The 24,246-nt window shown below is 71.7% G+C and carries 26 protein-coding genes and 1 pseudogene; 17 read left to right on the top strand and 10 right to left on the bottom strand.

Going from position 1 to position 24,246, the window contains the following annotated elements; all coding sequences use genetic code 11:
- Positions 1 to 2 precede the first annotated feature (2 nt).
- The 7 genes from DK412_RS18020 to DK412_RS17990 all read left to right on the top strand — a co-directional run bounded on the left by DK412_RS18020 (position 3) and on the right by DK412_RS17990 (position 5,996).
- Positions 3 to 1,304: a DUF6005 family protein gene (locus DK412_RS18020; RefSeq protein WP_109975351.1), complete on the top strand. Its 1,302-nt coding sequence runs from the start codon at positions 3 to 5 to the stop codon at positions 1,302 to 1,304.
- Positions 1,301 to 1,579: a DUF2218 domain-containing protein gene (locus DK412_RS18015; RefSeq protein ID WP_109973068.1), complete on the top strand. Its 279-nt coding sequence runs from the start codon at positions 1,301 to 1,303 to the stop codon at positions 1,577 to 1,579. Before DK412_RS18020 ends, DK412_RS18015 begins: the two co-directional genes overlap by 4 nt.
- Positions 1,580 to 1,584: 5 nt before the next feature.
- Positions 1,585 to 2,097 (top strand): GNAT family N-acetyltransferase, encoded by a 513-nt coding sequence (locus DK412_RS18010; protein ID WP_204165617.1) that lies wholly within the window; start codon positions 1,585 to 1,587, stop codon positions 2,095 to 2,097.
- 309 nt (positions 2,098 to 2,406) lie between these two features.
- Positions 2,407 to 3,327: a siderophore ABC transporter substrate-binding protein gene (locus tag DK412_RS18005; protein ID WP_245447049.1), complete on the top strand. Its 921-nt coding sequence runs from the start codon at positions 2,407 to 2,409 to the stop codon at positions 3,325 to 3,327.
- A gap of 2 nt (positions 3,328 to 3,329) precedes the next feature.
- Positions 3,330 to 4,283: an iron chelate uptake ABC transporter family permease subunit gene (locus DK412_RS18000; protein ID WP_109973067.1), complete on the top strand. Its 954-nt coding sequence runs from the start codon at positions 3,330 to 3,332 to the stop codon at positions 4,281 to 4,283.
- On the top strand, positions 4,276 to 5,241 hold the full coding sequence (locus tag DK412_RS17995) for an iron chelate uptake ABC transporter family permease subunit (protein WP_109973066.1): 966 nt from the start codon (positions 4,276 to 4,278) through the stop codon (positions 5,239 to 5,241). Before DK412_RS18000 ends, DK412_RS17995 begins: the two co-directional genes overlap by 8 nt.
- The gene (locus DK412_RS17990) at positions 5,238 to 5,996 is read left to right on the top strand and encodes an ATP-binding cassette domain-containing protein (RefSeq protein ID WP_109973065.1); all 759 of its coding nucleotides are present in this window, start codon (positions 5,238 to 5,240) and stop codon (positions 5,994 to 5,996) included. Before DK412_RS17995 ends, DK412_RS17990 begins: the two co-directional genes overlap by 4 nt.
- Positions 5,997 to 6,144: 148 nt before the next feature.
- On the opposite strand, the gene DK412_RS17985 is transcribed toward DK412_RS17990, so the two are convergent.
- Positions 6,145 to 6,363 carry a hypothetical protein gene (locus tag DK412_RS17985; RefSeq protein ID WP_245447047.1) on the bottom strand — a complete coding sequence of 73 codons (219 nt, stop codon included), beginning with the start codon at positions 6,361 to 6,363 and terminating at the stop codon, positions 6,145 to 6,147.
- A 296-nt stretch (positions 6,364 to 6,659) separates the two neighbouring features.
- On the opposite strand from DK412_RS17985, the gene DK412_RS17980 reads away from it, so the two are divergent.
- Entirely contained in the window at positions 6,660 to 7,157 is a 498-nt protein-coding gene (locus DK412_RS17980) for a MucR family transcriptional regulator (protein ID WP_109973064.1), read from the top strand.
- A gap of 111 nt (positions 7,158 to 7,268) precedes the next feature.
- Here DK412_RS17980 and DK412_RS17975 read toward each other — a convergent pair whose 3' ends face one another.
- From DK412_RS17975 to DK412_RS17965, 3 genes are read right to left on the bottom strand one after another with little or no spacing between them, the layout of a single operon-like run.
- Positions 7,269 to 8,039, bottom strand: a complete 771-nt coding sequence (locus DK412_RS17975) for a 3-oxoacyl-ACP reductase family protein (protein WP_109973063.1) — start codon at positions 8,037 to 8,039, stop codon at positions 7,269 to 7,271.
- A 10-nt stretch (positions 8,040 to 8,049) separates the two neighbouring features.
- The gene (locus DK412_RS17970; protein WP_245447046.1) at positions 8,050 to 9,426 is read right to left on the bottom strand and encodes a four-carbon acid sugar kinase family protein; all 1,377 of its coding nucleotides are present in this window, start codon (positions 9,424 to 9,426) and stop codon (positions 8,050 to 8,052) included.
- Positions 9,423 to 10,697, bottom strand: a complete 1,275-nt coding sequence (locus DK412_RS17965) for a ribulose-bisphosphate carboxylase large subunit family protein (RefSeq protein ID WP_109973062.1) — start codon at positions 10,695 to 10,697, stop codon at positions 9,423 to 9,425. The genes DK412_RS17970 and DK412_RS17965 overlap by 4 nt, the downstream gene beginning before the upstream one ends.
- A 143-nt stretch (positions 10,698 to 10,840) precedes the next feature.
- On the opposite strand from DK412_RS17965, the gene DK412_RS17960 reads away from it, so the two are divergent.
- From DK412_RS17960 to DK412_RS17940, 5 genes and pseudogenes are all read left to right on the top strand, one after another.
- On the top strand, positions 10,841 to 11,722 hold the full coding sequence (locus tag DK412_RS17960) for a LysR substrate-binding domain-containing protein (protein ID WP_109975346.1): 882 nt from the start codon (positions 10,841 to 10,843) through the stop codon (positions 11,720 to 11,722).
- A 26-nt stretch (positions 11,723 to 11,748) separates the two neighbouring features.
- The gene (locus DK412_RS17955) at positions 11,749 to 12,639 is read left to right on the top strand and encodes a glycine/sarcosine/betaine reductase selenoprotein B family protein (protein WP_109973061.1); all 891 of its coding nucleotides are present in this window, start codon (positions 11,749 to 11,751) and stop codon (positions 12,637 to 12,639) included.
- A gap of 97 nt (positions 12,640 to 12,736) precedes the next feature.
- A complete protein-coding gene (locus tag DK412_RS17950; RefSeq protein ID WP_109973060.1) occupies positions 12,737 to 13,369 on the top strand; it encodes a hypothetical protein in 633 nt (210 codons plus the stop codon).
- A 150-nt stretch (positions 13,370 to 13,519) separates the two neighbouring features.
- Positions 13,520 to 13,903 (top strand): annotated as a pseudogene (locus DK412_RS17945) (SRPBCC family protein); the annotation flags it as partial.
- Positions 13,904 to 14,231: 328 nt separating this feature from the next.
- Positions 14,232 to 14,744 carry a prolyl-tRNA synthetase associated domain-containing protein gene (locus DK412_RS17940; RefSeq protein WP_109975345.1) on the top strand — a complete coding sequence of 171 codons (513 nt, stop codon included), beginning with the start codon at positions 14,232 to 14,234 and terminating at the stop codon, positions 14,742 to 14,744.
- Between the two features lie 126 nt (positions 14,745 to 14,870).
- Here the strand turns inward: DK412_RS17940 and DK412_RS17935 are convergent, their stop codons facing one another.
- A complete protein-coding gene (locus tag DK412_RS17935; RefSeq protein WP_109973058.1) occupies positions 14,871 to 15,170 on the bottom strand; it encodes a hypothetical protein in 300 nt (99 codons plus the stop codon).
- A gap of 343 nt (positions 15,171 to 15,513) precedes the next feature.
- Between DK412_RS17935 and DK412_RS17930 the strand changes: the two genes are divergently transcribed.
- Together DK412_RS17930 and DK412_RS17925 are read left to right on the top strand one after the other, a co-directional pair.
- Positions 15,514 to 16,095 (top strand): YqaA family protein, encoded by a 582-nt coding sequence (locus tag DK412_RS17930; protein ID WP_109973057.1) that lies wholly within the window; start codon positions 15,514 to 15,516, stop codon positions 16,093 to 16,095.
- 10 nt (positions 16,096 to 16,105) lie between these two features.
- Positions 16,106 to 16,615 (top strand): disulfide bond formation protein B, encoded by a 510-nt coding sequence (locus DK412_RS17925; RefSeq protein WP_109973056.1) that lies wholly within the window; start codon positions 16,106 to 16,108, stop codon positions 16,613 to 16,615.
- Between the two features lie 5 nt (positions 16,616 to 16,620).
- Here DK412_RS17925 and DK412_RS17920 read toward each other — a convergent pair whose 3' ends face one another.
- Positions 16,621 to 16,944, bottom strand: a complete 324-nt coding sequence (locus DK412_RS17920) for a hypothetical protein (protein ID WP_109973055.1) — start codon at positions 16,942 to 16,944, stop codon at positions 16,621 to 16,623.
- A 364-nt stretch (positions 16,945 to 17,308) separates the two neighbouring features.
- On the opposite strand from DK412_RS17920, the gene DK412_RS17915 reads away from it, so the two are divergent.
- Both DK412_RS17915 and DK412_RS17910 read left to right on the top strand, forming a co-directional pair.
- Positions 17,309 to 19,375, top strand: coding sequence for a YgiQ family radical SAM protein (locus DK412_RS17915; protein WP_109973054.1), 2,067 nt, complete (start codon positions 17,309 to 17,311; stop codon positions 19,373 to 19,375).
- A 416-nt stretch (positions 19,376 to 19,791) separates the two neighbouring features.
- Complete coding sequence (locus tag DK412_RS17910) at positions 19,792 to 21,993, top strand: cation:proton antiporter (RefSeq protein WP_109973053.1); 2,202 nt, start codon at positions 19,792 to 19,794, stop codon at positions 21,991 to 21,993.
- 3 nt (positions 21,994 to 21,996) lie between these two features.
- Here the strand turns inward: DK412_RS17910 and DK412_RS17905 are convergent, their stop codons facing one another.
- The 4 genes from DK412_RS17905 to DK412_RS17890 all read right to left on the bottom strand — a co-directional run bounded on the left by DK412_RS17905 (position 21,997) and on the right by DK412_RS17890 (position 24,186).
- Entirely contained in the window at positions 21,997 to 22,470 is a 474-nt protein-coding gene (locus DK412_RS17905) for a DUF1178 family protein (RefSeq protein WP_109973052.1), read from the bottom strand.
- 112 nt (positions 22,471 to 22,582) lie between these two features.
- Positions 22,583 to 23,422 carry a carbon-nitrogen hydrolase family protein gene (locus tag DK412_RS17900; RefSeq protein ID WP_109973051.1) on the bottom strand — a complete coding sequence of 280 codons (840 nt, stop codon included), beginning with the start codon at positions 23,420 to 23,422 and terminating at the stop codon, positions 22,583 to 22,585.
- A 79-nt stretch (positions 23,423 to 23,501) separates the two neighbouring features.
- Entirely contained in the window at positions 23,502 to 23,759 is a 258-nt protein-coding gene (grxC, locus tag DK412_RS17895) for a glutaredoxin 3 (protein ID WP_109973050.1), read from the bottom strand.
- Between the two features lie 70 nt (positions 23,760 to 23,829).
- The gene (locus tag DK412_RS17890) at positions 23,830 to 24,186 is read right to left on the bottom strand and encodes a response regulator (RefSeq protein ID WP_048427828.1); all 357 of its coding nucleotides are present in this window, start codon (positions 24,184 to 24,186) and stop codon (positions 23,830 to 23,832) included.
- Positions 24,187 to 24,246: the final 60 nt, after the last annotated feature.

Genomic DNA, 24,246 nt, shown 5'->3' with positions numbered 1-24,246 from the left:
CCCTGACCCGCGACGACGCGGTCGCGGCCATCGGCACGGTCCTGCGCGACGAGATGCACCACCCGCATCTCGACCGTTTCGGGCCGCGGGCGCGGCTCAACGAGGATCTCTATCTCGATTCGGTCCAGGTGCTGCAGCTCGTCCTCTCGCTGGAGATGAGCCTCGGCCTCGCGATCCCCGAGGAGGCGATCGCGCGGAGCGACCTCGCGACGGTCTCCGACCTTGCCGGGCTGCTCGTGCGCGAACCCGCGGCGGAGGCCCCGGTCGTAGCGGCGGCACCGTCCGAGGGCGTCCACGGCGCGCTGGCCTACGACCTGAAGATCCACTGCTTCGTCAGCTGCGTCTGCGACGGGCTGAAGGCGCGCGGGATCGACCACCGTCCGTTCTACGCCCTGATCTGGGACGCCGACTTCGCCATCACCGACGAATTCCGCCTCGCCTATCACTCGGATGCCCAGGACCACGAGGTGTTTCGCTACTGGTTCGAGCGGCTCTACGGCGTGCCGCTCCATGCCTGGTACGACCCTTCCCGGTCGAAGGACGAGAACGTCGCGACCCTCATCGACCTGCTGGCGCGGCGGCGCCCGGAGGAATGCGTGATGGTGATGCTGGACATGTTCCACCTGCCGGAGCGGGAGAACAAGTTCAACCAGAACCCTTTCCCGCACTACCTGCTGGTGAGCCTTACCGACGATCCCGAGACCTGGCAGGTGCGCGATCCCGACTTCCGCTGGGAGGGCGGAATCGCGCGGGACCGGATGCTGAACGCCATCCGCCAGCCCAGCGTCGCCGGCGGATACCGGTTCGATCCCTCGCTCGCGCACCCGCCGGCGGACGCCGATCTCGACGCCTTCTTCGAGGCCTGCTTCGTCCTCGACGCCAACCCGCTGATCGACGCGGTTCGGGCAATCGTGGCGGCCCATGCCGAGGGACGCGGCGGGCTGACGCTCGCCGCCATCGGCGAGGCGTTGCGCGAACTGCCGGTCATCACCATCCGCAAATGGGCCTACGAGCACGGCTTCGCCTTTTTCTGGCGCGCCCTCGCCTGGCCCGACGCAGAATTCCAGCGGATCTGCGACGACATCGAGGCGCTGGTGAACGGTCTCACCGCCCTGCACTACGCGGTGCTCAAGCTCGCCCGGTCGGCCGACCCGGCGCAGGTCGCCGGGGTGATGGCCCGCCTCGACGCGCTCGACGCGGCCGAGTTCGCGCTCAAGCACCGGCTGTCCGAGGCCTACCGGGCCTGGCGGACGGCCCGCCTCCCCGACCATCGCAGCCTCGCCGAGGAAGGATGCCTCCCATGATCCAGTCCCGCGCCGTCGTCGGCACCGCGCATGCGAGCCGCTACCTGCAGCAGCTCGCCAAGCACTGGTCGCACCGGTTCGAGACCGAGTTCGACCCAACGACCGCCCGGATCGCCCTGCCCCTGGGCGAAGCCCGGCTCGCCGCCGATGCCGAGGCGCTGACGATCGACCTCACCGTCGCCGATCCGGCGACGTTGCCCGACTTCCACGCCGTGATCGTGCGCCACCTCGAACGCTTCGCCTTCCGCGAGACGCTGCGGATCGACTGGGCGTGACCGGCATGACGGCGACCCTGGACGTGACCGTGCGGGCGATGCGCGAGGCCGACATGCCGGACCTCTTCGAGCTGTACAACCAGCCCGCCTTCCGCTCCGGCACGCTGGCCCTTCCTTACGAATCGTTCGAGGCGGTCAAGGCCTGGGCGACGCCGCGCTCTCCGCGGGACCTGCACCTGGTGGCGGAGGCGGACGGCCGCGCGGTCGGCGCGGCGGCCCTGCGGCCGTTCTACGGCCGGCGCGCCCACGCGGCGGAGTTCTGGCTCGGCGTGAACGAGGGCTATGCCGGGCGCGGCATCGGCTCGCGGCTGCTGGCGGCGATCATCGACACCGCCGAGAACTGGCTCAACGTCACCCGGATCGAGATGACGGTCTTCGTCGACAATTTCCGGGCGATCGCGCTCTACGAGCGGTTCGGGTTCGAGATCGAGGGTACGCACCGGGCCGCCAGTTTTCGGGACGGGGCGTTCGTGGACGTGCACTGCATGGCGCGGCTGCGGCCGGGGGGTGTGCGGTGAGGGGTGCGCGTCCTGATCCGACCGGGCTGTCAGTGACTTGCAAGCCTGAACCCTTTCCCGGACGACTGCAGCGTCAGCGGACGGAGATCCGGGATCCAGCAGAAGGACTCGCCGCGAAGCAGCTCTCTATGCTGAACCGTTGCAGACAAGCGGGCGCTTCGCGGCTTCTTGCGCTGGATCCCGGATCTCCTTCCACTTCGTTGCAGTCGTCCGGGAAAGGGTAGCGGGTCATGATCGTCGTCCGATCGCCGGTCTCGCGATCAGATTTCGATGGTAAACAACAATCAAGCCCCTCAGAGGACACCCACCTTGCCGTCTCTCAAGACGACCCGGCGCCACCTCATGGCTCTCCTGCTCGCCATGTTGTGCGCCGCCCCCGCGACCGCCGAGATCGTGGTGCAGCACACCCGCGGCCAGACCACCCTGCCGGCCACGCCCAAAAAAATCGTCGTGTTCGACCTCGCCGCCCTCGATACCCTCGACGCCCTCGGCGTCCCGGTCTTCGGCGTCGCGGCCGGGGCGAAGCCGCCCTCCCTCGCGCAGTACAACGCGCCGCGCTACCGCCCGATGGGCACGCTGTGGGAGCCCGATTACGAGGCGATCAACGCGGCCGAGCCCGACCTTGTCGTCGTCGGCGGCCGCTCGGGGCCGCGCTACGAGGCGCTGGCGAAGATGGCGCCGACCATCGATCTCTCGAGCGACCCCGCCGATCCCCTCGGCAGCGAGTTGCGCAACATCCGCTCGCTCGCCCGCCTGTTCGGCAAGGAGGCGGAGGCCGAGGCGCGAATCGGCCGGATCCAGGTCGGCATCGCGTCGATCCACGCCAGGGCCCCGCAGGCCGGCACGGCCCTGTTCGTGCTCTCGACCGGCGGGCGCCTGAGCGCCTTCGGGCCGGGCTCGCGCTTCGGCCTGATCCACGGCGCCCTCGGCTTCCGGCCGGCCGCGACCGAGCTCGGGGCCGGCATCCACGGCCAGCCGATCGCGTTCGAGTTCATCGCCAGGACCGACCCGGACTGGCTGTTCGTGCTCGACCGGGACGCGGCGATCGGGGTGCGCGGCCAGCCGGCGCGCCAGCTCCTCGACAACGAGCTGGTGCGACAGACGAGCGCCTGGCGCAAAGGGCAGGTCGTGTCCGTTGACGCCGCCAGCTGGTACCTCGCCGCCGGGGGCCTGCGGGCGCTCCAGACCACGGTCGACCAGATCGCCGCCGCCCTCGACGGCCGGCGCTGAGCATGGCCCCGCCCTCCCTCCGCGGCGTCCTCCCAGTCGGCCTCGTCTTGGGCCTCGCGCTCCTGGTGCTGGCCGCCGCCAGCCTCCTCGTCGGCGTCGGCGACGTGGGCGCGCCGGACATCCTGCTGGCGAGCCGGGTGCCGCGCACCCTCGCGCTGGTCCTCGCCGGGGCCGGCATGGCGGTGGCGGGGGTCATCATGCAGCTCGTGGCGCAGAACCGCTTCGTCGAGCCCTCCACCGCGGGCACCGCCGAGTCGGCGACGCTCGGCATGCTGCTCGTCACGCTCCTCGCCCCCGATGCACCGGTGATGGTGAAGATGCTGGCGGCGACCGCGAGCGCACTTGCCGGCACCATCCTGTTCCTGCGGGTGCTGCGCGCCATGCCCCTGCGCGACCGGCTGACGGTGCCGCTCGTCGGGATCATGCTGGGGGGCGTGGTCGGATCGGCCTCGACCTTCATCGCCTACCGTACCGACATGCTGCAATTCCTCGGCACCTGGCAGGCCGGCGACTTCTCGACGGTCCTGCGCGGGCGCTACGAGTTGCTCTGGCTCGCGGCCATCCTCACCCTCGTCGCCTACGGGCTCGCCGACCGCATCACCATCGCGGGCCTCGGCCGCGACGCCGCGATCAATCTGGGGCTCGACCACCGCCGCACCGTCGCGGGCGCCGTCGCCATCGTGGCGACCATCACCGCCGTGACGATCGCCACGGTGGGGGCGATCCCGTTCCTCGGCCTCGTGGTGCCGAACCTCGTCGCCATGGCGGCGGGCGACAACCTGCGCCGCTCCCTGCCGCTCGTCGCGGCCTCGGGCGCCGGGCTGCTCCTCCTCTGCGACGTGCTCGGGCGGGTGGTCCGCTACCCCTACGAGATCCCGGTCGGCACGGTGATGGGTGTCGTCGGCAGCGCCCTCTTCCTCGTCCTGCTGCTGCGCCGGGATTCCCGCCATGCGTAGTCCCCTGACGCAGGGGCGCGTGAGCCCGGCATCCGTGCTCGCACTCCTCGCCCTCGCGACCCTGGGGCTGGCGATCGCCTTCATGACGGTCGGAGCCAACGGCCGCTGGGGCTTCGTGCTGCCGTTCCGCGGCACCAAGCTCGCCTCGCTGCTGCTCGTCGCCGGCGCCGTCGCCACCGCGACCGTGCTGTTCCAGACGGTATCGGGCAACCGCATCCTGACGCCGGCGATCATGGGCTTCGACGAGCTCTACCGCCTGATCCAGACCGGGATCGTCGTCGCGGCCGGGACGGGAGGCCTCGGTGATCCGCGGCTGCGCTTCCTCGCCGAGACCGGCGCGATGGTGCTGTTCGCGCTCCTGCTCTACCGCTGGCTCCTGAACCGGAACGGGGGCAACCTGCATCGGCTGCTGCTCGTCGGCGTCGTCTGCGGCGTGCTCTTCCGCAGCCTGTCGCAGTTCCTGCAACGCCTGCTCGACCCGAACCAGTTCGTCGTGCTGCAATCGAGCTACTTCGCCAACTTCAACGCCGTCCGCCCGGACCTGCTCATGCTCGCCGCCCTCGGCCTCGTCGCGGCCGGGGTCGCGGCGTGGCGGCTGTCGGGCCGGCTCGACGTGCTGCTGCTCGGCCGGGACGAGGCCGTCGCGCTCGGAATCGACTATCGGAAAACCCTCACCCTCGTGCTGGTCCTCGTCGCGATCCTGGTGTCGGTCTCGACGGCGCTCGTCGGGCCGGTGACCTTCCTCGGCCTCCTCGTCGCCAACCTCGCCTACCGGATGATGCCGAGCTACCGCCACGCCGTCGTGCTGCCGGCCGCCGCGCTGGTCGCCGCGATCACGCTCGTCGGCGGCCAGCTCGTGCTGGAGCGGGTCTTCTCGCTCAACGCCGCCCTGTCGATCGTGATCGAGTTCCTGGGCGGCCTCACCCTCCTGGTCCTCCTCGCGAGACGCGCCCAATGATCGAGACGAGAGACCTCACGCGCCGCTACGGCGACACCGTGGTGGTGGACGGCGTCTCGCTGCGCTTAGCCGAGCGCGCCTTCGTCTCGGTGATCGGGGCGAACGGCGCCGGCAAGTCGACCTTTCTCTCGATGGTCAGCCGGCTCCTGCCGCCGAGCGCCGGCCGCGCCTTCGTCGACGGGCTCGACGTCGGCACAACCCCCGGCGACGTCCTGGCGCGCCGCCTCGGCATCCTGCGCCAGGAGCACGGCGTCGCCGCGCGCGTGACGATCCGCGACCTCGTCGCCTTCGGACGTTACCCGCATTCGAAGGGCCGGCTGACCACGGCCGACCGTGCCCACATCGCCGACGCGCTCGCCTTCCTCGACCTCGAGCCCCTCGCCGACCGCTTCCTCGACGAGGTCTCGGGCGGGCAGCGCCAGCGCGCCTACATCGCCATGGTGCTGGCCCAGGACACCGACTGCATCCTCCTCGACGAGCCCCTGAACAACCTCGACATGCGCCACGCCGCGTCGATGATGGGCCTGCTGCGCCGGGCGGTCGACGAGCGCGGCCGCACCATCGTGGCGGTGCTGCACGACATCAACTTCGCCTCCTGCTACTCGGACATCATCGTGGCGATGCGCGACGGCCGGGTGGTGGCGATGGGGCCGCCGGAGGAGATCGTGACGCCAGGGGTCCTGCGCGCGGTCTACGGGATCGACGTCGAGGTGGTGACGGTGAAGGGCTACCGGACGGTGTTCTTCTACCGCTGAGCCCCGGACGACCGGCCGCCGCCACGGGCCGTCCCCGACATGACCCAATTCGGCGCTTCCGACATGACGCGCTCCCTGACGCGCTCCGCCATGCCCGTCGAAGGCGGGGCCTTCGTCGGCCCGCAGGTGACGAAGGCCCGCCAGCGGATCAGGCCGTCACCCTGCCGCCCGCGCGCGCACGCTCGACGGAGTCGCCCGAGGATGCCGCCGCCAGGGCGACCCGGTCGGGGACATCCTCCTCGGAGCCCCACCAGATCGTCTCGCCGCTCGCCATCCGGGCATAGCGGGCCTGCCCGCGAATCCCGACCTCGACCACCCGTCCGAGGCGACTCGACTTCCGCCCGACATCCATGCGCCCGACATCCATGGCTGCTGCTCCCGCACTGCATCCGTCTGCGAACGCCGTTCCGGGCCTCGGGTTCGAGCGGAGCCGTACGGGACGGTGGCGCGGGGTCCGCCGACGGGCGCGCCCGCTCACCGTCCCGATACTGCGTTTCTGTATATGTCGGCTCCGCGTGACCGTCCGATATCCGTGGTTCGCAAGCTTAATCCCCATGAGATCGGCCTGATGGGTGAATTTGGTCGCCGATTGTTCGGTCTTGCCGATTGACCCTGGACCGGCGGACGCCCATCACGGGAGCGGTTGGATATTTGGAAGAAAAAATGGACGACGCGACCTCCCTCACCCCTCCGATGATCGAGCTGACGAGCGACATCGTCGGCGCCTACGTCTCGAACAACAACGTTCGTGCGGCAGATCTGCCCGGCCTGATTGCATCGATACACGCAACGCTGGTCGGCCTCGGCCAGCCGGCCGCGGAACCCGAGGAGGATCATAAGGTCACCGCCGCCCAGATCCGGAAATCCGTGACGCCGGACCACATCACGAGCTTCCTCGACGGCAAGCCGTACAAGAGCCTGAAGCGGCACCTCACGACCCGCGGCTACACGCCGGACGAGTACCGCCAGAAGTTCGGCCTGCCCTTCGACTACCCGATGGTCGCCGCCACCTATGCGGCCCAGCGCTCCGAACTCGCCAAGAGCCTCGGCCTCGGCCAGATCCGGCGCGAGCGCGCCGCGGCGCGCAAGGCGCAGGCCGAGCCCGCCGCCCCGGCGCGCCGCGGCCGCCCGCGGAAGTCCGAGGCCGCTGCCGAGGAATGAGGAGCGCGGCGACGCCGCGAGGGCCGTCGGGCCCGGCCGGCGGCGGCGCTCCGGAGCCGGCGGGACGTGATCCCGGTGTCGTATCGCCGCTTTCCGCCTCGCTTCCGCCGGTCACCCCGGATCGCGCTCGAACATCAGCCCGGCCTCGCGAAAGCCGCCGTCGACGTTGAGGGTGTGGCCGTGGATGTATCGGGCCTCGTCCGAGCACAGGAACACTGCGGCATCGGCGATCTCCTCCGGCGTGCCGTAGCGGGTCATCGGGATGCGGGCGGCGTAGGCGGCGCGCGTCGCCCGGTCGTGCATGGCCTTGGCGATCTCGGTCTCGATCGCGCCCGGCGCGATGTTGTTGACGTTGATGTTGGCCTTTGCGAGCTCCACCGCCATCACCTTGGTCAGCAATTCGAGCCCCGCCTTGGCCGAGCCGTAGGCCGCCCGTCCGTTGCCGCCGCGCTGGCCCGACAGCGAGGCGATGTTGACGATCTTGCCGCCGCCGACCCGCACCATCTCGCGGGCGCAGGCCTGCGCCACCATGAAGGCCCCCGTCAGGTTGACGCCGATGATGCGGTTCCACTCGGCGAGGCTGGTCTCCAGGAACGGCGTGTTGGCGCCGATCCCCGCATTGTTGACCAGGATGTCGACGCGGCCGTGGGCGGAGAGGATCGCCGCCATCATCGCGGCGACGGAATCCGGGTCGGCGACGTCGACGGCGACGGGCATCGCCGCCTTCCCTAAGCGAGTGGCGGCCTCCGCCGCGCCCTCCCCGTTCAGGTCCGCGACGACGACCCTCGCGCCCTCGCGCACGAAGGCGGTCGCGACGGCGAAGCCGATGCCCCGCGCAGCCCCGGTCACGAGGGCGACCTTGCCGGCCAGCCGCTGGGTCATGTCCATCTCCTCACGCGGGATCGCGGCCGCCCTGCCTGACGGCGGAAAAGAAGTCGGGCCGGCCGACCTGGCCGCCCTTGAGCGCCAGTTCGAGCCCGTCGAGGGGCGTGTCGGCGCCGTGGGCGCGGCAGAGCGGCGAGCCGGGATCGAGGGGGGCGAGCGCGGTCAGCGCGTCGATCCCGAGTTGGAGAGCGGCGTGGCCGGAGGTGTCGCCGCCGGCGATCACCGCCCGGGTCAGGCCGGCGCCGAGCACGATCTCGCGCAAGGCCCGCCCGAGCCCGGCCCCGAGCCGCTCGTTCGCCAGGACCGGATCGAGGCCCGCCACCGCCACCGCCTCGCGCAAGGCTGCCACGGCCGGATCGTCCGGGCCGGTGGCGCTGTAGACCAGGGGAGCGCGGCCCTCGTCGAGCGCGCATCGCGCCGCCTCGACCGCCCGGCCGATCTCCTGCACGAAGGCGCCTTCGTCGACGACGGATCGCGCGTCGAGCCGGATGCCGGAGAAGCCGTGGTCGAGGGCGTGGGCGATCTGGCCGGCCGTCGCCGGCGAGACCGAACCGGACACCACCGCGATCCGCTCGACGGGGGCGCATCGCGGGGCCGGCGGCTCCGGCGGCAGCAGGCCGGCGGCGCGCCAATGCGCGACGAGGGCGGCCTCGACCCCCTGCGAGCCGATGGCGAAGACGGGATGGCCGCCGCGCTCCCAGATCAGCCGGCCCGCCTCGGCCAGGGTCTCGGCATCGAGCACGTCGAGTGAGACGATTTTTGCGCCTTCGGCCAGGGCCCGGTCGAGGGCGGCGTCGCCCTCGCCGCGCTTCATCGCCACGAAGTCGACGAGGCCGACCGGGAGCGCCGTCTGGTGCGCGAGGTGACGGCCGAGATCGGCCTCGTCCATCGGCGTGACCGGGTGGCGGGCCATGGTCGGGTGGCGGTCGAGGCGGTAGCCCTGACCATGGGCCATCGCGAACAGATGGCCGAAGCTCTGGAAGCGTCCCATCCCCGGATCGGCCACGACCAACGGGGTCCAGCCGCCGGACAACATCTCGCGGCCGATCTCGGCGGCCCGGCCGATCGAGCCGACATGCGGCGCCGAATCGAAGGTCGAGCAGACCTTGTAATGCGCGATCGGAGCCTTGAGCGAGGCGAGGAGCCGGAAGGCGGGGGGCAGCTCCCGGTCCATCCAGGCCGGCGGCTGCGAGCGCGCCACCCCGGCGATGCCGATGGCGCGGGCGCCCGAGAAGGTTTCGAGGCGGGCCTCACTGGGGATCGAGAGGAACAGCACGGTCTCGAGCCCGGCGAAGGCCAGCACCTCCATCGCTGCCGAGGAGCCGGTGAAGTCGTCGCCGTAGAAGGCGACGAGGGGACCGTCGGGGAGCGGGCGCGCGCTCACGCGGCGCCCTCCAGCGCCTGGGCGAGGGCCGGATGGGTGCGGGCGTGGTCGGCCAGCGGAATGCCCGCCACCGCCGCCTCCCAGGCTTGCCGCAGCGCCGCCACCCCCTCGCTTGGGCCCCCCGGATGGGCGACGATGCCGCCGCCCGCCGTGACGATGAGGTCGGTCGAGCCGAGGGCCGCGAAGGTGCCGGGCGCCTGCCGCACCGTCTGGCCCGAGGAGAAGACCGGCATGGCGAGGCAGGGCTTGTCGGGAAACAGCGGGGTGAGGCAGGTGCGGGCCGAGGCGACGACGCTGTCGTCGTCCTCGAAAAACTTGTTGTCGAGGCCGTTGACGTGCATGTGGTCGGCGCCGGCGAGCCGCCAGATCTTCTGCCAGGCGACGTAGGACCAGCCGAGCAGCGGGTGGCGCGTGAGAGCGCCCCAGCCGTTGCGGTGGGCGTGGATTGGCAATTCGCTCATCCGCGCCAGCTCGATCATCCCGACGAGGCCGACCGAGTTGAGGCTCGCCATCACGCAGGTGCCGCCGAGATCGCGCACGAGGTCGTGGCGCCGGCGCATCTGGTCGATCTCGCCGGTGAGGTTGAAGGCGACCATCACCTTCTTGCCGGTGCGCTCGGCATGGTCGTTGACGACGCGCATCACGGCGCGCGCACGGACGTCGAACGGGCAATGCGGCCCGTCGGCCTGCAGCTCGTCGTCCTTGATGAAGTCGATTCCGCCCTCGCACAGGGTGCGCACCAGGGCGGCGGTCTCCTCCGGGCCGAAGCCGACGCTCGGCTTGATGATGGTGCCGATGATCGGCCGCCCCTCGACGCCCGCGAGGCGGCGGGTGCCGTCGATCCCGAAGCGCGGGCCCGGATAGGCGTCGGCGAAGGCCTGCGGCAACCGGATGTCGAGGAGGCGCAGGCCGGTGATCGGGCGCAGCTCGAACAGGTTGCCGGCGACGGTGGCCAGCAGGTTGGGCAGCGAGGGGCCGAGATTCTCGATCGGCCAGGACAGGGTGACGTGCGCACGCCGCAAGCGTGCCGGATCGACCGCGGCGGTGGTCGGCAGCGACGGGGCCGCGACGACCTCGTCCAGGATCTCCAGGCGCTCGACCCGGGCGGCCGAGCGGGCCTTCAGCTCCGGCGTCTCGCCCGGCACCGGCACGAAGGTGCCGCTCGATTGCTCGCCGGCCATCGTCTCCGCCACCCGGCTCGGATCGCTCGCGGTCTCGAGCAGGTAGTCGGCCTCGATCCGGATCGGGGGCGCGGCGCGGCGCTGGTTCATTCACTCGGCTCCGGAGGATCGCGGCGCTGCCGCGGGACGCGGAACCTAGCGAAGCCCCGGATGCAGGAGAACTTGAGTTCGGCGCAGCGACCTGTGAGAAAAACTCCCAGGCCACTGCGGAGCCCGGATGCCGGAGGACAGCCCTGCCCAAGTCGCGCCTGCCCCTCAACGCGCTGCGCGCCTTCGAGGCCGCTTCCCGCCTCGGCAGCATGAGCGCCGCGGCTCTGGAGCTCGGCGTCACCCACGGAGCGGTGAGCCGGCAGGTGCGGGCGCTCGAGGCGCAGCTCGGCCTGCCGCTCCTCGATCGCGGTGCGCGCGCCGTCGCGCCGACGCCGGAGGGGGCGCGGCTCGCCGCCGAGCTGGCCCAGAGCTTCGAACGGATGCAGGCCGCGGTGGCGCGGGTGCGGCCGGGTCCCTTGACCCTCTCCTCCTCGGCGACCGTGATGATGCGCTGGCTGCTGCCGCGGCTCGATCGCTTCAAGCGGGCCCATCCGTCGATCGAGCTGCGGCTGACCGTCAGCTACGGCGAGGTCGACTTCATCCGCGACGAGATCGGCCTCGCGATCCGCAACAGCATGGTCCGTGCCCCGCCGACCGCGCTGGCCGAGACCCTGATCCGCGAGGAGATCGGGCCGGTCTGCCACCCCGACTACGCCTCGCGGGTGATTGCCGACGGGCCGGACGCGCTCGCAGCGCGGGCCCGCATCCTCGGCACCGCGACGCGACCGGAGGCCTGGGCCGAGTGGGCCCGGACGATCGGACGGCCGGATCTCGGCATCGCGCCCGACGAGGTGTTCGGGCATTTCTACCTGGTGATCCAGGCGGCGGCCTGCGGCCTCGGCTTCGCGCTGGCCCCGCGCCTCCTGGTCGAGGACGAGATCGCCGCCGGCCACCTCGTCGCGCCCCTGGGCTTCGTGCCCGGCCCGCACGACATGCAGCTCTGGACCGCCGCGCACCTGCGCCATCGGCCCGACCTGCGCCTCGTGGCGGAGTGGCTGCGGCGCGAGATGGCCGGGACGCGTTGATGCCTGAGCGGGACGGGAGCAAGACGATGGATTCAGCCGCCGACCTGGACGAGCCCATCCCGTATAGGGCGCGCACGCGGGCCTATTACGGCGCCCTCGGCTACCCGCCCTATCGCTGGGCGCATTTCGGCGACGTGCCCTTCGCCCCGCTGCGAAAGCCCCTGGCGGAGGCCTGCCTCGCCCTCGTCACCACGGCCGCGCCCTACCAGCCGGACAGGGGCGACCAGGGGCCCGGCGCGCCCTATAACGGCGCGGCCAAGTTTTTCTCCGTCTATTCCGCCCCGACGGACGCCGACCCGGACCTGCGCATCGCCCATATTGCCTACGACCGCGACCACACGCGGGCGGAGGATCCCGGCACCTGGCTGCCACTCGCGCCCTTGCGCGCGGCGGCGGAGGCCGGGCGGATCGGGCGCCTCGCGTCCCGCCTCCATGGATTGCCGACGAACCGCAGCCAGCGCGTCACGATCGAGACCGACGCGCCGGAGATCGTGCGGCGCGTGCGCGCCGACGGGGCGGATGCGGTGATCCTGGTGGCGAACTGCCCGGTCTGCCACCAATCGCTGGCGCTCGCCGCCCGGGCGCTGGAGGAAGCCGGCATCGCGACCGTGCTGATGGGCTGCGCCAAGGACGTGGTCGAGCATTGCGGGGTGCCGCGCTTCCTGTTCAGCGATTTTCCCCTCGGCAACGCCGCCGGCCGGCCGCACGACCGGGGCTCGCAATCGGCGACGCTCGAACTCGCGCTCGCCCTCCTCGAATCGGCCGTGGCGCCGCGCACGACGGTGCAATCGCCTCAACGCTGGAGCGCCGATCCGACCTGGAAGGCGGATTACGCGAGCCTGCACCGTCTCTCGGGCGAGGAGATCGCGCGCCGCCGGGCGGACTTCGAGGCCGAGAAGCGCAAGGCCCGATCCTGACGGTGTCGACCGGCGACGAGCCCGGGGCCGCGGTCATGCTCCCGCCAGGAACGCGTGGTAGAGGATCCGCCTCCCCTCCACAGCCAGCCGATCGTCGATGCTCGCCCGTACAGCCGCGCTCCTCCTCCTCGCCGGTTCCGCCCTCGCGCAGGACTACAACCGCGCCGACCTGGTGCGCGGCCTCTGCCACAAGGACGGCTGCGACGAGTTCCAGGTCCTGCGTGTCGAGCCGATGATGACCGGCACCACCGGCAGCCTCAAGCGCACGCAGGTGAAGACGTTTCACGCCAGCCATGCCGGCCGCAGCGAGCGCGAGGCGGAGGGCGGCTACGTCTACTGCTCGCCGACCAAGCCCGCCGTGATGGCGCAGGGCAAGACCCGCACGGCCGCCTTCATGCTGGCGCCCTTCGCCACCGAGGACAGCAGCGAGACGATCCGCAAGAACGCCAATTTCGTCGCCATGTACTTCGCGATCTGCCACGGCCCGGACGTCGCCCGGCAGGCGGTGCGCGACCTGCGCGGCACCGCCACCTCGCTCGGCTACCGCGTGCCCGCGACGGCTTCGCGGATGGTCGAGCTGGCGGCGCCGGAGGACATCGTCGACCGGGCGCCGGCGCTGCCGGTGGCCCGGGCCCCGCGTCCAGCGCCAGTGGCGCCGTCGCCTGCGCCGCGGCGGGAGGCGGCGCCGGGACCGGCCCTGCTGCCGCCGGGGGAGATCCCTGAGGATTGAGGTGAGCCGCATTCCCTGACGTGGGGTTGTCCAGCGGAATTGCGGGCGCGGATTCCCTCCTCTCCCCGCGGGCGGGGAGAAGACTTCACCCCCCCTTGTCGGGGGTGGAGTGAGCGCAGGCGCCGCCGGAGCGAGGGTGAGGGGGAAGTGCCGGAGGAGATGGGCGAGCGCGACCGGGCCGAGACCGCGCGCTACGCCTGCCTGCGCACGACCCGCCACGCCGGGTGGGAGGCCGAGGGGCTGCCCTCCGTGGAAATCGACGAGCTCGACACGGTGGTGGCGGGGTTTCGCACCGAGCGCCTGCCGCTCGACGGCGAGGGCGAGTCGCACATCCTCGACACCAAGGCCGCCTGCACGAAGCTCCTCGGCGCCTTCACCAAGCCTCAGCCCGGCGGGCTGTCGGTCTGGACGCAGCCGAATTCCTGGCACCACTTTCTCGGCGACCACATCGTCACCTTCTCGGTACTGTCGCTCGAGGCCGGGCGCTCGCACCTGCGCACCAAGTGGCTGGTGCACAAGGACGCGGTCGAGGGGGAGGCACCCCCGCCCCTCGCCTACGCCTTCGGGCAGGCCCGGCGCGGTCGACCGGGTCGAGGCTGAGCCGGCCCCGATACCGACCCAAGTCGAGGAGCGGCCCTCTCGCCGCCGTCCCAAGCTCGCGAACGGCGCGCCCGCCGGCGGCTCGGCGGCGGAGCGCCCGAAGGCCGCGACGGGCGAATCCGGCGCGGCCGCGGGCGGGCGCCTCCTGGTGCATCCGGACCCCGAGGAGACGGCGCGGGAGAGGCTGGCCTATCTGCGCCGGATCGGCGTCGTCGCGCCGCCCGTCCGCACCCGCGAGTCGTCCCTTCTCCCCGAGGAACCCATGCCCCTGAGCTCCGACGACCTCCTGGCCCGCTTGCGCGAGCGCGGCATTGCTTACGCGCTGCACGAGCATCCGCCGGTCCTGACGGTCGAGGCGATGATGGCCGCGTGCGGCGGCATCGCCGGCGCCCACACCAAGAACCTGTTCCTGCGCGACGGCAAGAAGTCCTACTTCCTCGTCACGCTGCGGCACGATGCCGGCGTCGACCTCAAGGCGTTCCGATCGGTGCTCGGTGCGCGGGGCGGGCTGTCCTTCGCCAGCGCCGAGGCGTTGCGCGAGCAGCTCGGGGTCGAGAGCGGCGCCGTCTCGGCCCTGGCCGCCCTCAACGCCGCGCCCGGGAGCGTGAAGGTCTTTCTCCAGGACAGCCTGCTCGACGCGGTCCGGATCAACGTCCACCCCATGGTGAATACCCGGACCCTCACCCTGGCCCCGGGCGACCTCGTCGCGGCCCTGCGGGACGCCGGCCACGAGGTGACGCCGTTCGCCCTGCCGGAGGCACGGGCGGACGCGTGAAGCGACGACCCGTCAACGAGAGCAGCCCCGCCGTGGCGGGGGCCGGGCGGGGCTGAAGTCGAGGTCCAGAGATCGGAAGGTTAGCGCCGGTCCCGGGGCCGGCGCATCCTCCATTTGCGGGACGGATCAGGCGTGCGGGCGCGCCCGGCGCCGCGGCATCGCCCGCGCCGTCGCGGACGGGGCGCAACGCTGCCAGCCCCAATGGTCGTAGGCAGTGGTGGCGCGCGCCTCGCACCAGCCCTGGCGGCGCAACGCCGCGGCGTAGCGGTCGCGATCCTCGCAAGCCTGGTTGGCCAGCGGCGAAGCCGGCAGGGCGCAGGCCGCGTCCGCCCGCTGCCAGCGCGCGACCGCGTCGTCCGCGGCGAGGGCGGGGACGGTGGAGGCGGTCATCAGGGCGAGGACGAGGAGCGAACGCAGGGACGGCATCACGCGGGCCTTCGGTGGAGTGCAGGACGATCGATGCAGGATGACGAATAAGCGTCGATCATGGCGGTGATCGGACGGATTCACACAGTCCCGTCAAGCAGAAACCGCTTCCTGCCATCAGGATTAATCCTTTCGGTCGAGTATTCTGGCGGTTCCGGACTGCACCGCCACCGCGACCGGTCGGAGCGGCGCGGTCCCCGGACGTCGCATCGGCCGACCGCGGAGGCCACCGGACCTGTGCCGCGGACGCCCTCGCCAGCGCCGCAATCCTGTGCTCAAAGGGCGCGGGTCTCATCCCCGGACCTCCTGCCGGACCTCTTGCCAGACGGGCTCTCCCAGACCAATGCTGCGCCGCCTCTACGAGTGGATCCTCGCGCTCGCCGCGCGTCCGTCGGCTCCCTACGCGCTCGGCGCGGTGTCCTTCGCCGAGAGCTCGTTCTTCCCGATCCCGCCGGACGTGATGCTGGTACCGATGGCGGTGACCCGGCCGGAGAAGGCCTGGACCTACGCGCTGATCGCGACCCTGACCTCGGTCCTCGGCGGGATCGCCGGCTACGCCATCGGAGCGCTGCTCTACGATTCGCTCGGCGCCTGGCTCTTCCACCTCTACGGGCTCGACAAGGGCGCCGACGCCTTCCGGGAGGCCTACGCCCATTACGGCCACTGGTTGATCCTGCTGAAGGGTCTCACCCCGATTCCCTACAAGCTCGTCACCATCACCTCGGGCTTCGCCGGCTACGACCTGTTCTGGTTCATCGTGCTGTCGCTGATCACCCGCGGCGCGCGGTTCTTCATCCTGGCGGGCCTCGTCGGCCGCTACGGCGTCGGCATCCGCGCGGTGCTCGACCGGCACCTGAACGCGGTGGCGGCGGTCTTCGCGGCGGTCTGCGTGCTCGGCTTCGTCGGCTTCCGCTACCTGTTCTGAGGGTCTTTCCATGGCTCACGCCCTCGCCGCGCAGCTCACCGCTCCCCGGCCGGCGGCCCTGCTGGTGCTGGTCGGCGCCGCCGCGACCGTGGGCGGCGCGCTGATCTTCCAGCACGTCCTCGGCTACGTGCCGTGCAAGCTGTGCCTGACCGAGCGCCAGCCCTACTACCTCGCCCTGCCGCTGCTGGCGGCCGCGCTGCTGCTGCCGCGGCGCCTCGCGGCCTGGCTGCTGGCCCTGGTGGCGCTGATCTTCCTGGTCGGGGCCGGGCTCGGCGCCTACCATGCCGGGGCCGAGTGGGGGTTCTGGCCCGGACCGAGCGATTGCGGCGGCGGCGCCGGCCCCGCGCCGGCCGGCGTCGGCGACTTCCTCAAGACTCTCGAGACCACCCGCCCGGTGGATTGCACCGCGGCGGCCTGGCGCTTCTTCGGGATCTCGCTCGCCGGCTACAACGCCCTGATCGCCCTCGGGCTGGCGGCGTTCGCCGGCACCGCCGCGGCGCGGGCCCTGCGCCGGGGCTGAACCCGTCAGCGCTTCGGCTTCATCACCGTCGGCTCGGCCAGCAGCGCCGCGAGGCGCTCGGAATCGAGGGCCGGCTCGGCCTTCTTGACCTCCTTCCTGGGCTCCGGCTTCGGCTCGGGCCTCGCCAGCCGGGCCACCTTGGCGGCGGCCGGGGTCGGCACGATCGAGCCGGTGGTGACCGGCTCGTCCAGCGGCACGGCCTTGACGGCGGCGACGAGCTGGGGCGGGCGCTGCGGCTCGCGGTCGAGCTGCGCCGAGCAGACGGCGCAGACCATGGCGAAGCCGAGGCCCGCGATCGTCGCGAGGGTGAGGTTGGTACGCAGGGACACGGTCGGATACTCGGGAACGGTTGACCATCCGCGAGCCTAGGCGCCGACCCTTAACGATCTCCTCGGATCGCCGGGGGCGCCGTTCGGGATCGGCTCACCAAGCCGGACGAGCGCGACGGCCCGGCTTCGCCGATTTCACGCACCGACGACCTCCGCGCGTCGCACGGCTCACCCCGTCCGATGGGACGAGGCCGCCCGCCGGCGCGACCATGCGGCAGGCGAGAAAGCAAAGCTCGGCCATTCTCTGGCACCGACGAAGAACCGCTCCGCTCACCCGTCGTTGATCTTCAGGTTCTTTGTTCGGCGGTCTTTCTGTGTTCGATGGTCTTGGCGGCGCGGTCGCGGCGGCCTATGCATCGGCCCCATGGAACTCCAAGCTCCCGCCCACCCCTCCCCGGCCCTCGCGCGATCCGTGGCCCCGTTGTCCTGCCCCTCGCCGTCCGCCGGCAAGGCGGCGCCGTTCCTCCCCATGAGCCGCGCCGAGATGGCCGCGCTCGGGTGGGACGCCTGCGACATCGTGCTGGTGACGGGCGACGCCTACGTCGATCATCCGAGCTTCGGCATGGCGATCATCGGCCGGCTGCTCGAGGCGCAGGGCTTCCGGGTCGGCATCATCGCCCAGCCCGACTGGCAATCGGCCGAGCCGTTCCGGGCGCTGGGCAAACCGCGGCTGTTCTTCGGCGTCACCGGCGGCAACCTCGATTCGATGGTGAACCGCTACACCGCGGACCGGCGCCTGCGCCACGACGACGCCTACACGGCCGGCGGCGAGGGCGGAAAGCGCCCGGACCGCTGCACCATCGTCTACACGCAGCGCTGCCGCGAGGCCTACAAGGACGTGCCGATCATCCTCGGCGGCATCGAGGCCTCGCTGCGCCGCATCGCGCATTACGATTACTGGTCGGACAAGGTGCGCCGCTCGATCCTGGCCGATGCCAAGGCCGACCTTCTCATCTACGGCAATGCCGAGCGCGCGGTGGTGGAGGTGGCGAACCGCCTCGCCGCCGGCGAGGCGCCGCACGAGATCGATTCGGTCCGGGGCGTCGCCCTGTTCCGCCGCGTGCCCGAGCACTACACCGAGCTGCCGGCGGACGACCTCGACTCGGCCGACGAGGCCGCCACCCGCAAACCCGGGGACACCGTGATCCGGCTCCCGGCCTACGACGAGGTCAAGGACGACAAGGAGGCCTATGCCCGCGCCTCGCGCGTGCTGCACCGGGAGGCCAATCCCGGCAACGCGCGCCCGCTCGTCCAGCGCCACGGCGACCGCGACCTGTGGCTGAACCCGCCGCCCATCCCGCTCACCAGCGAGGAGATGGATTCGGTCTACGACCTGCCCTACGCCCGCGCCCCGCATCCGTCCTACGGCGACGCCAAGATCCCCGCCTGGGACATGATCAAGTTCTCGGTGACGATCATGCGCGGCTGCTTCGGCGGCTGCACCTTCTGCTCGATCACCGAGCACGAGGGCCGGGTCATCCAGAACCGCTCCGAGGGCTCGATCCTGCGCGAGATCGAGCGGATCCGCGACAAGACCCCGGGCTTCACCGGCGTGATCTCGGATGTCGGCGGGCCGACCGCCAACATGTACCGGATGGCCTGCAAGGACCCGAAGATCGAGGCGGCGTGCCGGCTGCCCTCCTGCGTCTTCCCGGACATCTGCCCGAACCTCAACACCTCGCACGACGACCTGATCCGGCTCTACCGCAAGGTGCGCGAGGTCAAGGGCGTCAAGAAGGTGATGGTCGCGTCGGGCGTGCGCTACGACCTCGCCGTCCGCAGCCCCGAATACGTCAAGGAACTCGTCACCCACCATGTCGGCGGCCGCCTGAAGATCGCGCCCGAGCATACCGAGCGCGGCCCCCTCGACAAGATGATGAAGCCGGGCATCGGCACTTACGACCGCTTCAAGGAGATGTTCGACGCCGCCGCCAAGGAGGCCGGCAAGAAGTACTACCTGATTCCGTACTTCATCGCGGCGCATCCGGGCACGACCGACGAGGACATGATGCACCTCGCGCTCTGGCTCAAGAAGAACAACTATCGCGCCGACCAGGTGCAGACCTTCCTGCCCTCGCCGATGGCGACCGCCACGGCGATGTACCACACGGAGATCAACCCCTTGCGGGGCGTGCGGCGCGGCGGCAGCGAGCCGGTCGAGGCGATCAAGGGCCTGCGGCAGCGCCGTCTGCACAAGGCGTTCCTGCGCTACCACGACCCCGAGAACTGGCCGCTCCTGCGCGAGGCGCTGCGGGAGATGGGCCGCGCCGACCTCATCGGCCCGCGGCCGGACCAGCTCGTGCCGTTCTCGCAGCCGCCGGGAACCGGCCTGGGCGCGGGGGCCGGCAAGGGGCGGGGCCCGCAGCGGCCGGTGCGGGCCCCGGGGGGCGGGCAGCGCTTCACCACGAAGGGCGTGCCGATCAGGAAGTGACGGTTTCGCGCATTCGAGCGTCCGTTCGATGGGCTTGCGCGAGACTGAGATCCTCCCTGTCATTCCGGGGCCGGGCAGCGGAGCCCGGAGTGTTGCAGGCACGCCCAGAACCGCGGATGGTTCAGGATCAAGCGGCCTGCTTACCACCTCGTTCTGAAACGACCTGTGTGTCTGGATTCCGGGCTCCGCTACGCAGCCCCGGAATGACGAGGTGCAATCGATCTCGTCGCGGTCACCGAAGGCGGGCGGCGAGAAGGACGGTGTACCGATAGCGTCCGAGCGACGTCGCGCCGCCCGGAACCGCCCAAGTGTCCCTCGGTTGACGCTCGCTCGAAGCGAGAGGACACGAGAGACCGCGTGCGAGAGACCAGCGCCCCTCCGCCCTCCCCTCCGGCCCCGTCCGGCGGGCCCGCCGCGTGAGGCCGGCGTTCCTCGTCCCGGCCCTCCCGGTTCTGGCAATCCTCGCCGCCGGCGCCGCGCAGGCCGCCGGGATCGGCTCGGGCGGCGGCCCGTCCGAGGTCGTGCTGGTCGTGCAGATCGTGCTGCTCCTCACCGTCGGGCGCCTGCTCGGCGAGGCGATGCTGCGCGTCGGTCAGCCGGCGGTGATGGGCCAGCTGCTCGCCGGCATCCTGCTCGGGCCGTCTTTCCTCGGGGCGGTCTGGCCGGAGGCGCAACACTGGCTGTTTCCGCCGGGCCGCGACCAGAAGGCGCTCCTGGACGGCATCGCCCAGCTCGGCATCCTGCTCCTCCTGCTGATGACCGGCATGGAGACAGATCTCGCCCTGGTGCGCAAGGTCCGGCGCGCGGCGCTCAGCGTCTCGGTCACCGGCGTCGCGGTGCCGTTCGGCTGCGGCTTCCTCCTCGGCTGGTTCCTGCCCGAGACGATGCTGCCGCACCCGGAACTGCGCCTCGTCACCGCGCTCTTCCTCGGCACGGCACTGGCGATCTCGTCGGTCAAGATCGTCGCGATGGTGGTGCGGGAGATGGATTTCCTGCGCCGCAACGTCGGCCAGGTCATCGTCGCCTCGGCGATCATCGACGACACGATCGGCTGGGTGATCATCGCGGTGATCTTCAGCCTGGCCCAAGGAGGCACCATCGACCCGTGGGAGGTCGGGCGCAGTCTCGCCGGGACCCTGGTGTTCCTCGGCCTCAGCCTCACGGTCGGGCGGCGCCTCGTCTTCCTGCTGATCCGCTGGGCGAACGACGCGCTGCAGAGCGAGGCCGCGGTGATCACCGCGATCCTGGTGCTGATGGGCGTGCTGGCGCTGATCACGCAAGCCATCGGCGTGCATACGGTGCTCGGCGCCTTCGTGGCCGGCCTCCTCGTCGGCCAGTCGCCGATCCTGACGAAGCGCATCGACGAGCAGCTGCGCGGCGTCGTCACCGCCCTGTTCGCGCCGATCTTCTTCGGGCTCGCGGGCCTGAGCGCCGACCTCACCATCCTGCGCGACCCGCGCCTGCTGCTCCTCACCCTCGGGCTCATCGCCATCGCGAGCCTCGGCAAGTTCGCCGGCGCCTTCGCGGGCGGGCTGCTCGGGGGCTTGAGGCGGCCGGAATCGCTGGCCCTCGCCTGCGGCATGAATGCCCGCGGCTCGACCGAGGTGATCGTCGCCTCGATCGGGCTCGGCATGGGGGCGCTGAGCCAGGACCTGTTCACGATGATCGTCGCGATGGCGCTGATCACCACCCTGGCGATGCCGCCCACCTTACGCTGGGCGCTCCACCGCCTGCCGCTGAGGGGCGAGGAGAAGGAGCGGCTGGAGCGCGAGGCGGCGGAGGAGCGCGGCTTCGTCGCCAATCTCGAACGCCTGCTCGTCGCCGCCGATGACGGCGCGAAGGGACGCTTCGCCGCCCGGATCGCCGGCCTCGTCGCCGGCTCGCGCGGCATGCCGGTGACGGTGGTGCGGCTCGGGCCTGACAATGAGGGCGCCGTCCTGTCCGGCGCCGTGGCGGAGGCCGCCCACGGCGCGCGCGACGAGGAGGCCGGGGCGGTCGAGGTGACCGAGCTCGTCCGCGACGCGCCGGCGGCGGAGGCCGTGGCCGAGGAGGCCGCCAAGGGCTACGACCTCCTGATCGTCGGTATCGACCCGACCGTGGCGCCCGAGGGCGGCCTCGCCGACGCGGTGGCCGACGCGGCCGAGCGGTTCGACGGTCCGCTCTCCATCGCGGCGGCGCGGGGCGCCCATCGCGAGGACCCGGAGCGCGCCGCGCTCTCGATCCTGGCGGTGGTCGACGGCACCCGGGCCGCGAGACGCGGCGCCGAGGTCGCCGTGACGCTCGCCCGCGGCGCCGGCGCGCCGCTGACGGTGCTTTTTTTGTCGCAGGGCGCCGGCCCGCGCCGCCTCACCGGGTTGGCCACCGGCCTGGGCCAAGGCGATGCGGCGGCCTTGCGCGACGTGCTCGACCTCGCCGAGCAGGCGGGCCTGCGGGTACGGACGGAGGTGCGGGCCACGCGGGCGCCGGAGCGGGAGATCCTGCGCCGGGCCCGGGCCGGGAATCGCGACCTGATCGTGATGGGCGTCACGCGCCGCGCCGGAGACGGCGCGGCCTTCGGGCCGCTGGCCGAGACGGTGCTGGAGGCCTCGGACCGCTCCGTGCTGTTCCTGGCAAGCTGACGCTCAGTTCCGATCGTCCGGCAGCGACGGCAGGGGCTGCACCGCGATCCCCTCCTCCAGGAGCGAGCGCGCCTCGGTGAGGCTCGCCTCGCCGTAGATCGCCCGCTGCTCGGTCTCGCCGTAATGCATCCGGCGGGCTTCCGACGCGAAGTTCTCGCCGACATGGTCGGCGGTGCGGGCGACGTGCTCGTGCAGGGCGCGGATCATCGCGCGCAGCTGCCGCTCGGGCTCGGAGACCAGGCTGACCGGCGCCTCGGCAGGGGCCGGGGCCGCAGGCGCGCTCGGCGCCTCGACGGGAGCGGGCAGGTTCGCGGCGCGGCCGAGGGACGGCGCCATGATCTGCTTGGCCACTTTCGGGCTGTTGCAGAACGGGCAGGTCACGAAGCCGGCCCGCGCCTGCTCGTCGTAGGACTCGCTCGACGGGAACCAGCTCTCGAAGCTGTGGCCGGAATCGCAGGACAGGGCGTAGCGGATCATGACCGGAATATCGGGGGGCGGGCGCGCGGTTGCGAGGGGCTGCGATGCGCGAAGGCCCCCTTGTGGCGGAAATCCGACACCAAGGGAATGCCGCGCGGCCGTAGCCCGTCCATCAGGCCCGGGCGGCCTCGACCACCACGGGCTTCGCGTGGCGCAGGGCCGGGATGCGGGCGCGCGCATCGGCGACGAGGGCCATGTCGATCTCGGCCAGGATCACGCCGGGCTCGTTCCCGTCGGCCTCGGCGAGCACGCGGCCCCAGGGGTCGACGATGAGCGAGTGGCCGTAGGTCTCGCGCCCGTCCTCGTGTCGGCCGCCCTGCGCGGCCGAGATCATGAACGAGCCGGTCTCGATCGCCCGGGCGCGCTGGAGCACGTGCCAATGCGCCTCGCCGGTCTGGCGGGTGAAGGCGGCGGGCGCCGACAGGATCTCGGCGCCCGCTTCCGCCAGGGCCCGGTAGAGGGCGGGGAAGCGCACGTCGTAGCAGATCGCGACGCCGAGCCGGCCCCAGGGCAGGTCGGCGACGACGGCCCGGGCTCCGCCGGTATAGGTCGCCGACTCGCGGTAGCTCTCGCCGTTCGGCAGGTCGACATCGTAGAGGTGGAGCTTGTCGTAGGCAGCTATGATCGCGCCCTCGCGGTCGATCACGAAGGCGCGGTTGGCGACCTTGTCGCCGTTCTTCACCGCCAGCGACCCGACATGGACCACGACCCCGCGCTCGCGGGCGACGTCGCGCAGCGCGCCGAGGGTCGAGTCGTCGTCCGGCGCGCGGATCTTCTGAAACAGGCTCGGCCGGTCGCGCTCGAGGAGCGAGGTCATCTCCGGCGTCTGGACGTAGTGCGCCCCGCGTTCCGCCGCCTCGCGGATGCCCGCCACCGCGGCGTCGCGGTTCTGCGCGGGGTCGCGGCCGGAGCGCATCTGCACGCAGGCGGCGACGAAGCGGGGAGCGGTCATGGGGGCGACTCCGGAAGACTCCGAAAAGCTTACGCCGGAACGCCACCGCCCCGCCAGGGGCGCGACGTCGTAAGGCGCGTCAGCCGGCGAGGAGCGGATCGAGCTTGCCGGAGCGGTCGAGGGCGTAGAGGTCGTCGCAGCCGCCGATATGGGTCGTGCCGACGAAGATCTGCGGCACGCTGGTGCGGCCGCCGGCCTTGTCGATCATCTCGCGCCGGGCGCCAGCCTTGGCCTCGACGTCGATCTCGGTGAAGGCGGCGCCCTTCTCCTGCAGCAGCGACTTCGCCGCCGCGCAATAGGGGCACCAGCTGGTGGTGTAGATCGTGACCGGCTGCATCCGTCCGCTCGCGCGCTGCTGGGGAGGACCCCGATATAGGGGCCCGCGGACAGCTGCGCCAGCCGCGGCCTCAGGCCGCCATCAGCTTCTCGACTTCCGTCACCAGCTCGCGCAGGTGGAACGGCTTCGACAGGACCTTGGCGTCCTTCGGAGCTTTCGAATCCGGGTTGAGCGCCACCGCGGCGAAGCCGGTGATGAACATCACCTTGATGTCGGGGTCGAGCTCGGTGGCGCGGCGCGCCAGCTCGATGCCGTCCATCTCGGGCATCACGATGTCGGTGAGCAGGAGCTCGAACGGCTCCTCGCGCAGGCGGTTGTAGGCCGAGAGCCCGTTGTCGAACGAGGCCACGTCGTAGCCCGCGTTCTGGAGCGCCTTGGCGAGGAAGCGACGCATGTCGTTGTCGTCTTCCGCGAGGAGGATCTTCATGAACGAAAGTCCCGGATACCGATTCGGTGCGTTCATTCCATAAAGCGGCCGCGTGGTAAA

The sequence above is a fragment of the Methylobacterium sp. 17Sr1-1 genome (assembly GCF_003173775.1).
Classification (GTDB): Bacteria; Pseudomonadota; Alphaproteobacteria; order Rhizobiales; family Beijerinckiaceae; genus Methylobacterium.
The sequence above is the reverse complement of the archived record's forward strand: the minus strand, read 5'-3'. Positions and strand labels throughout refer to the sequence as shown.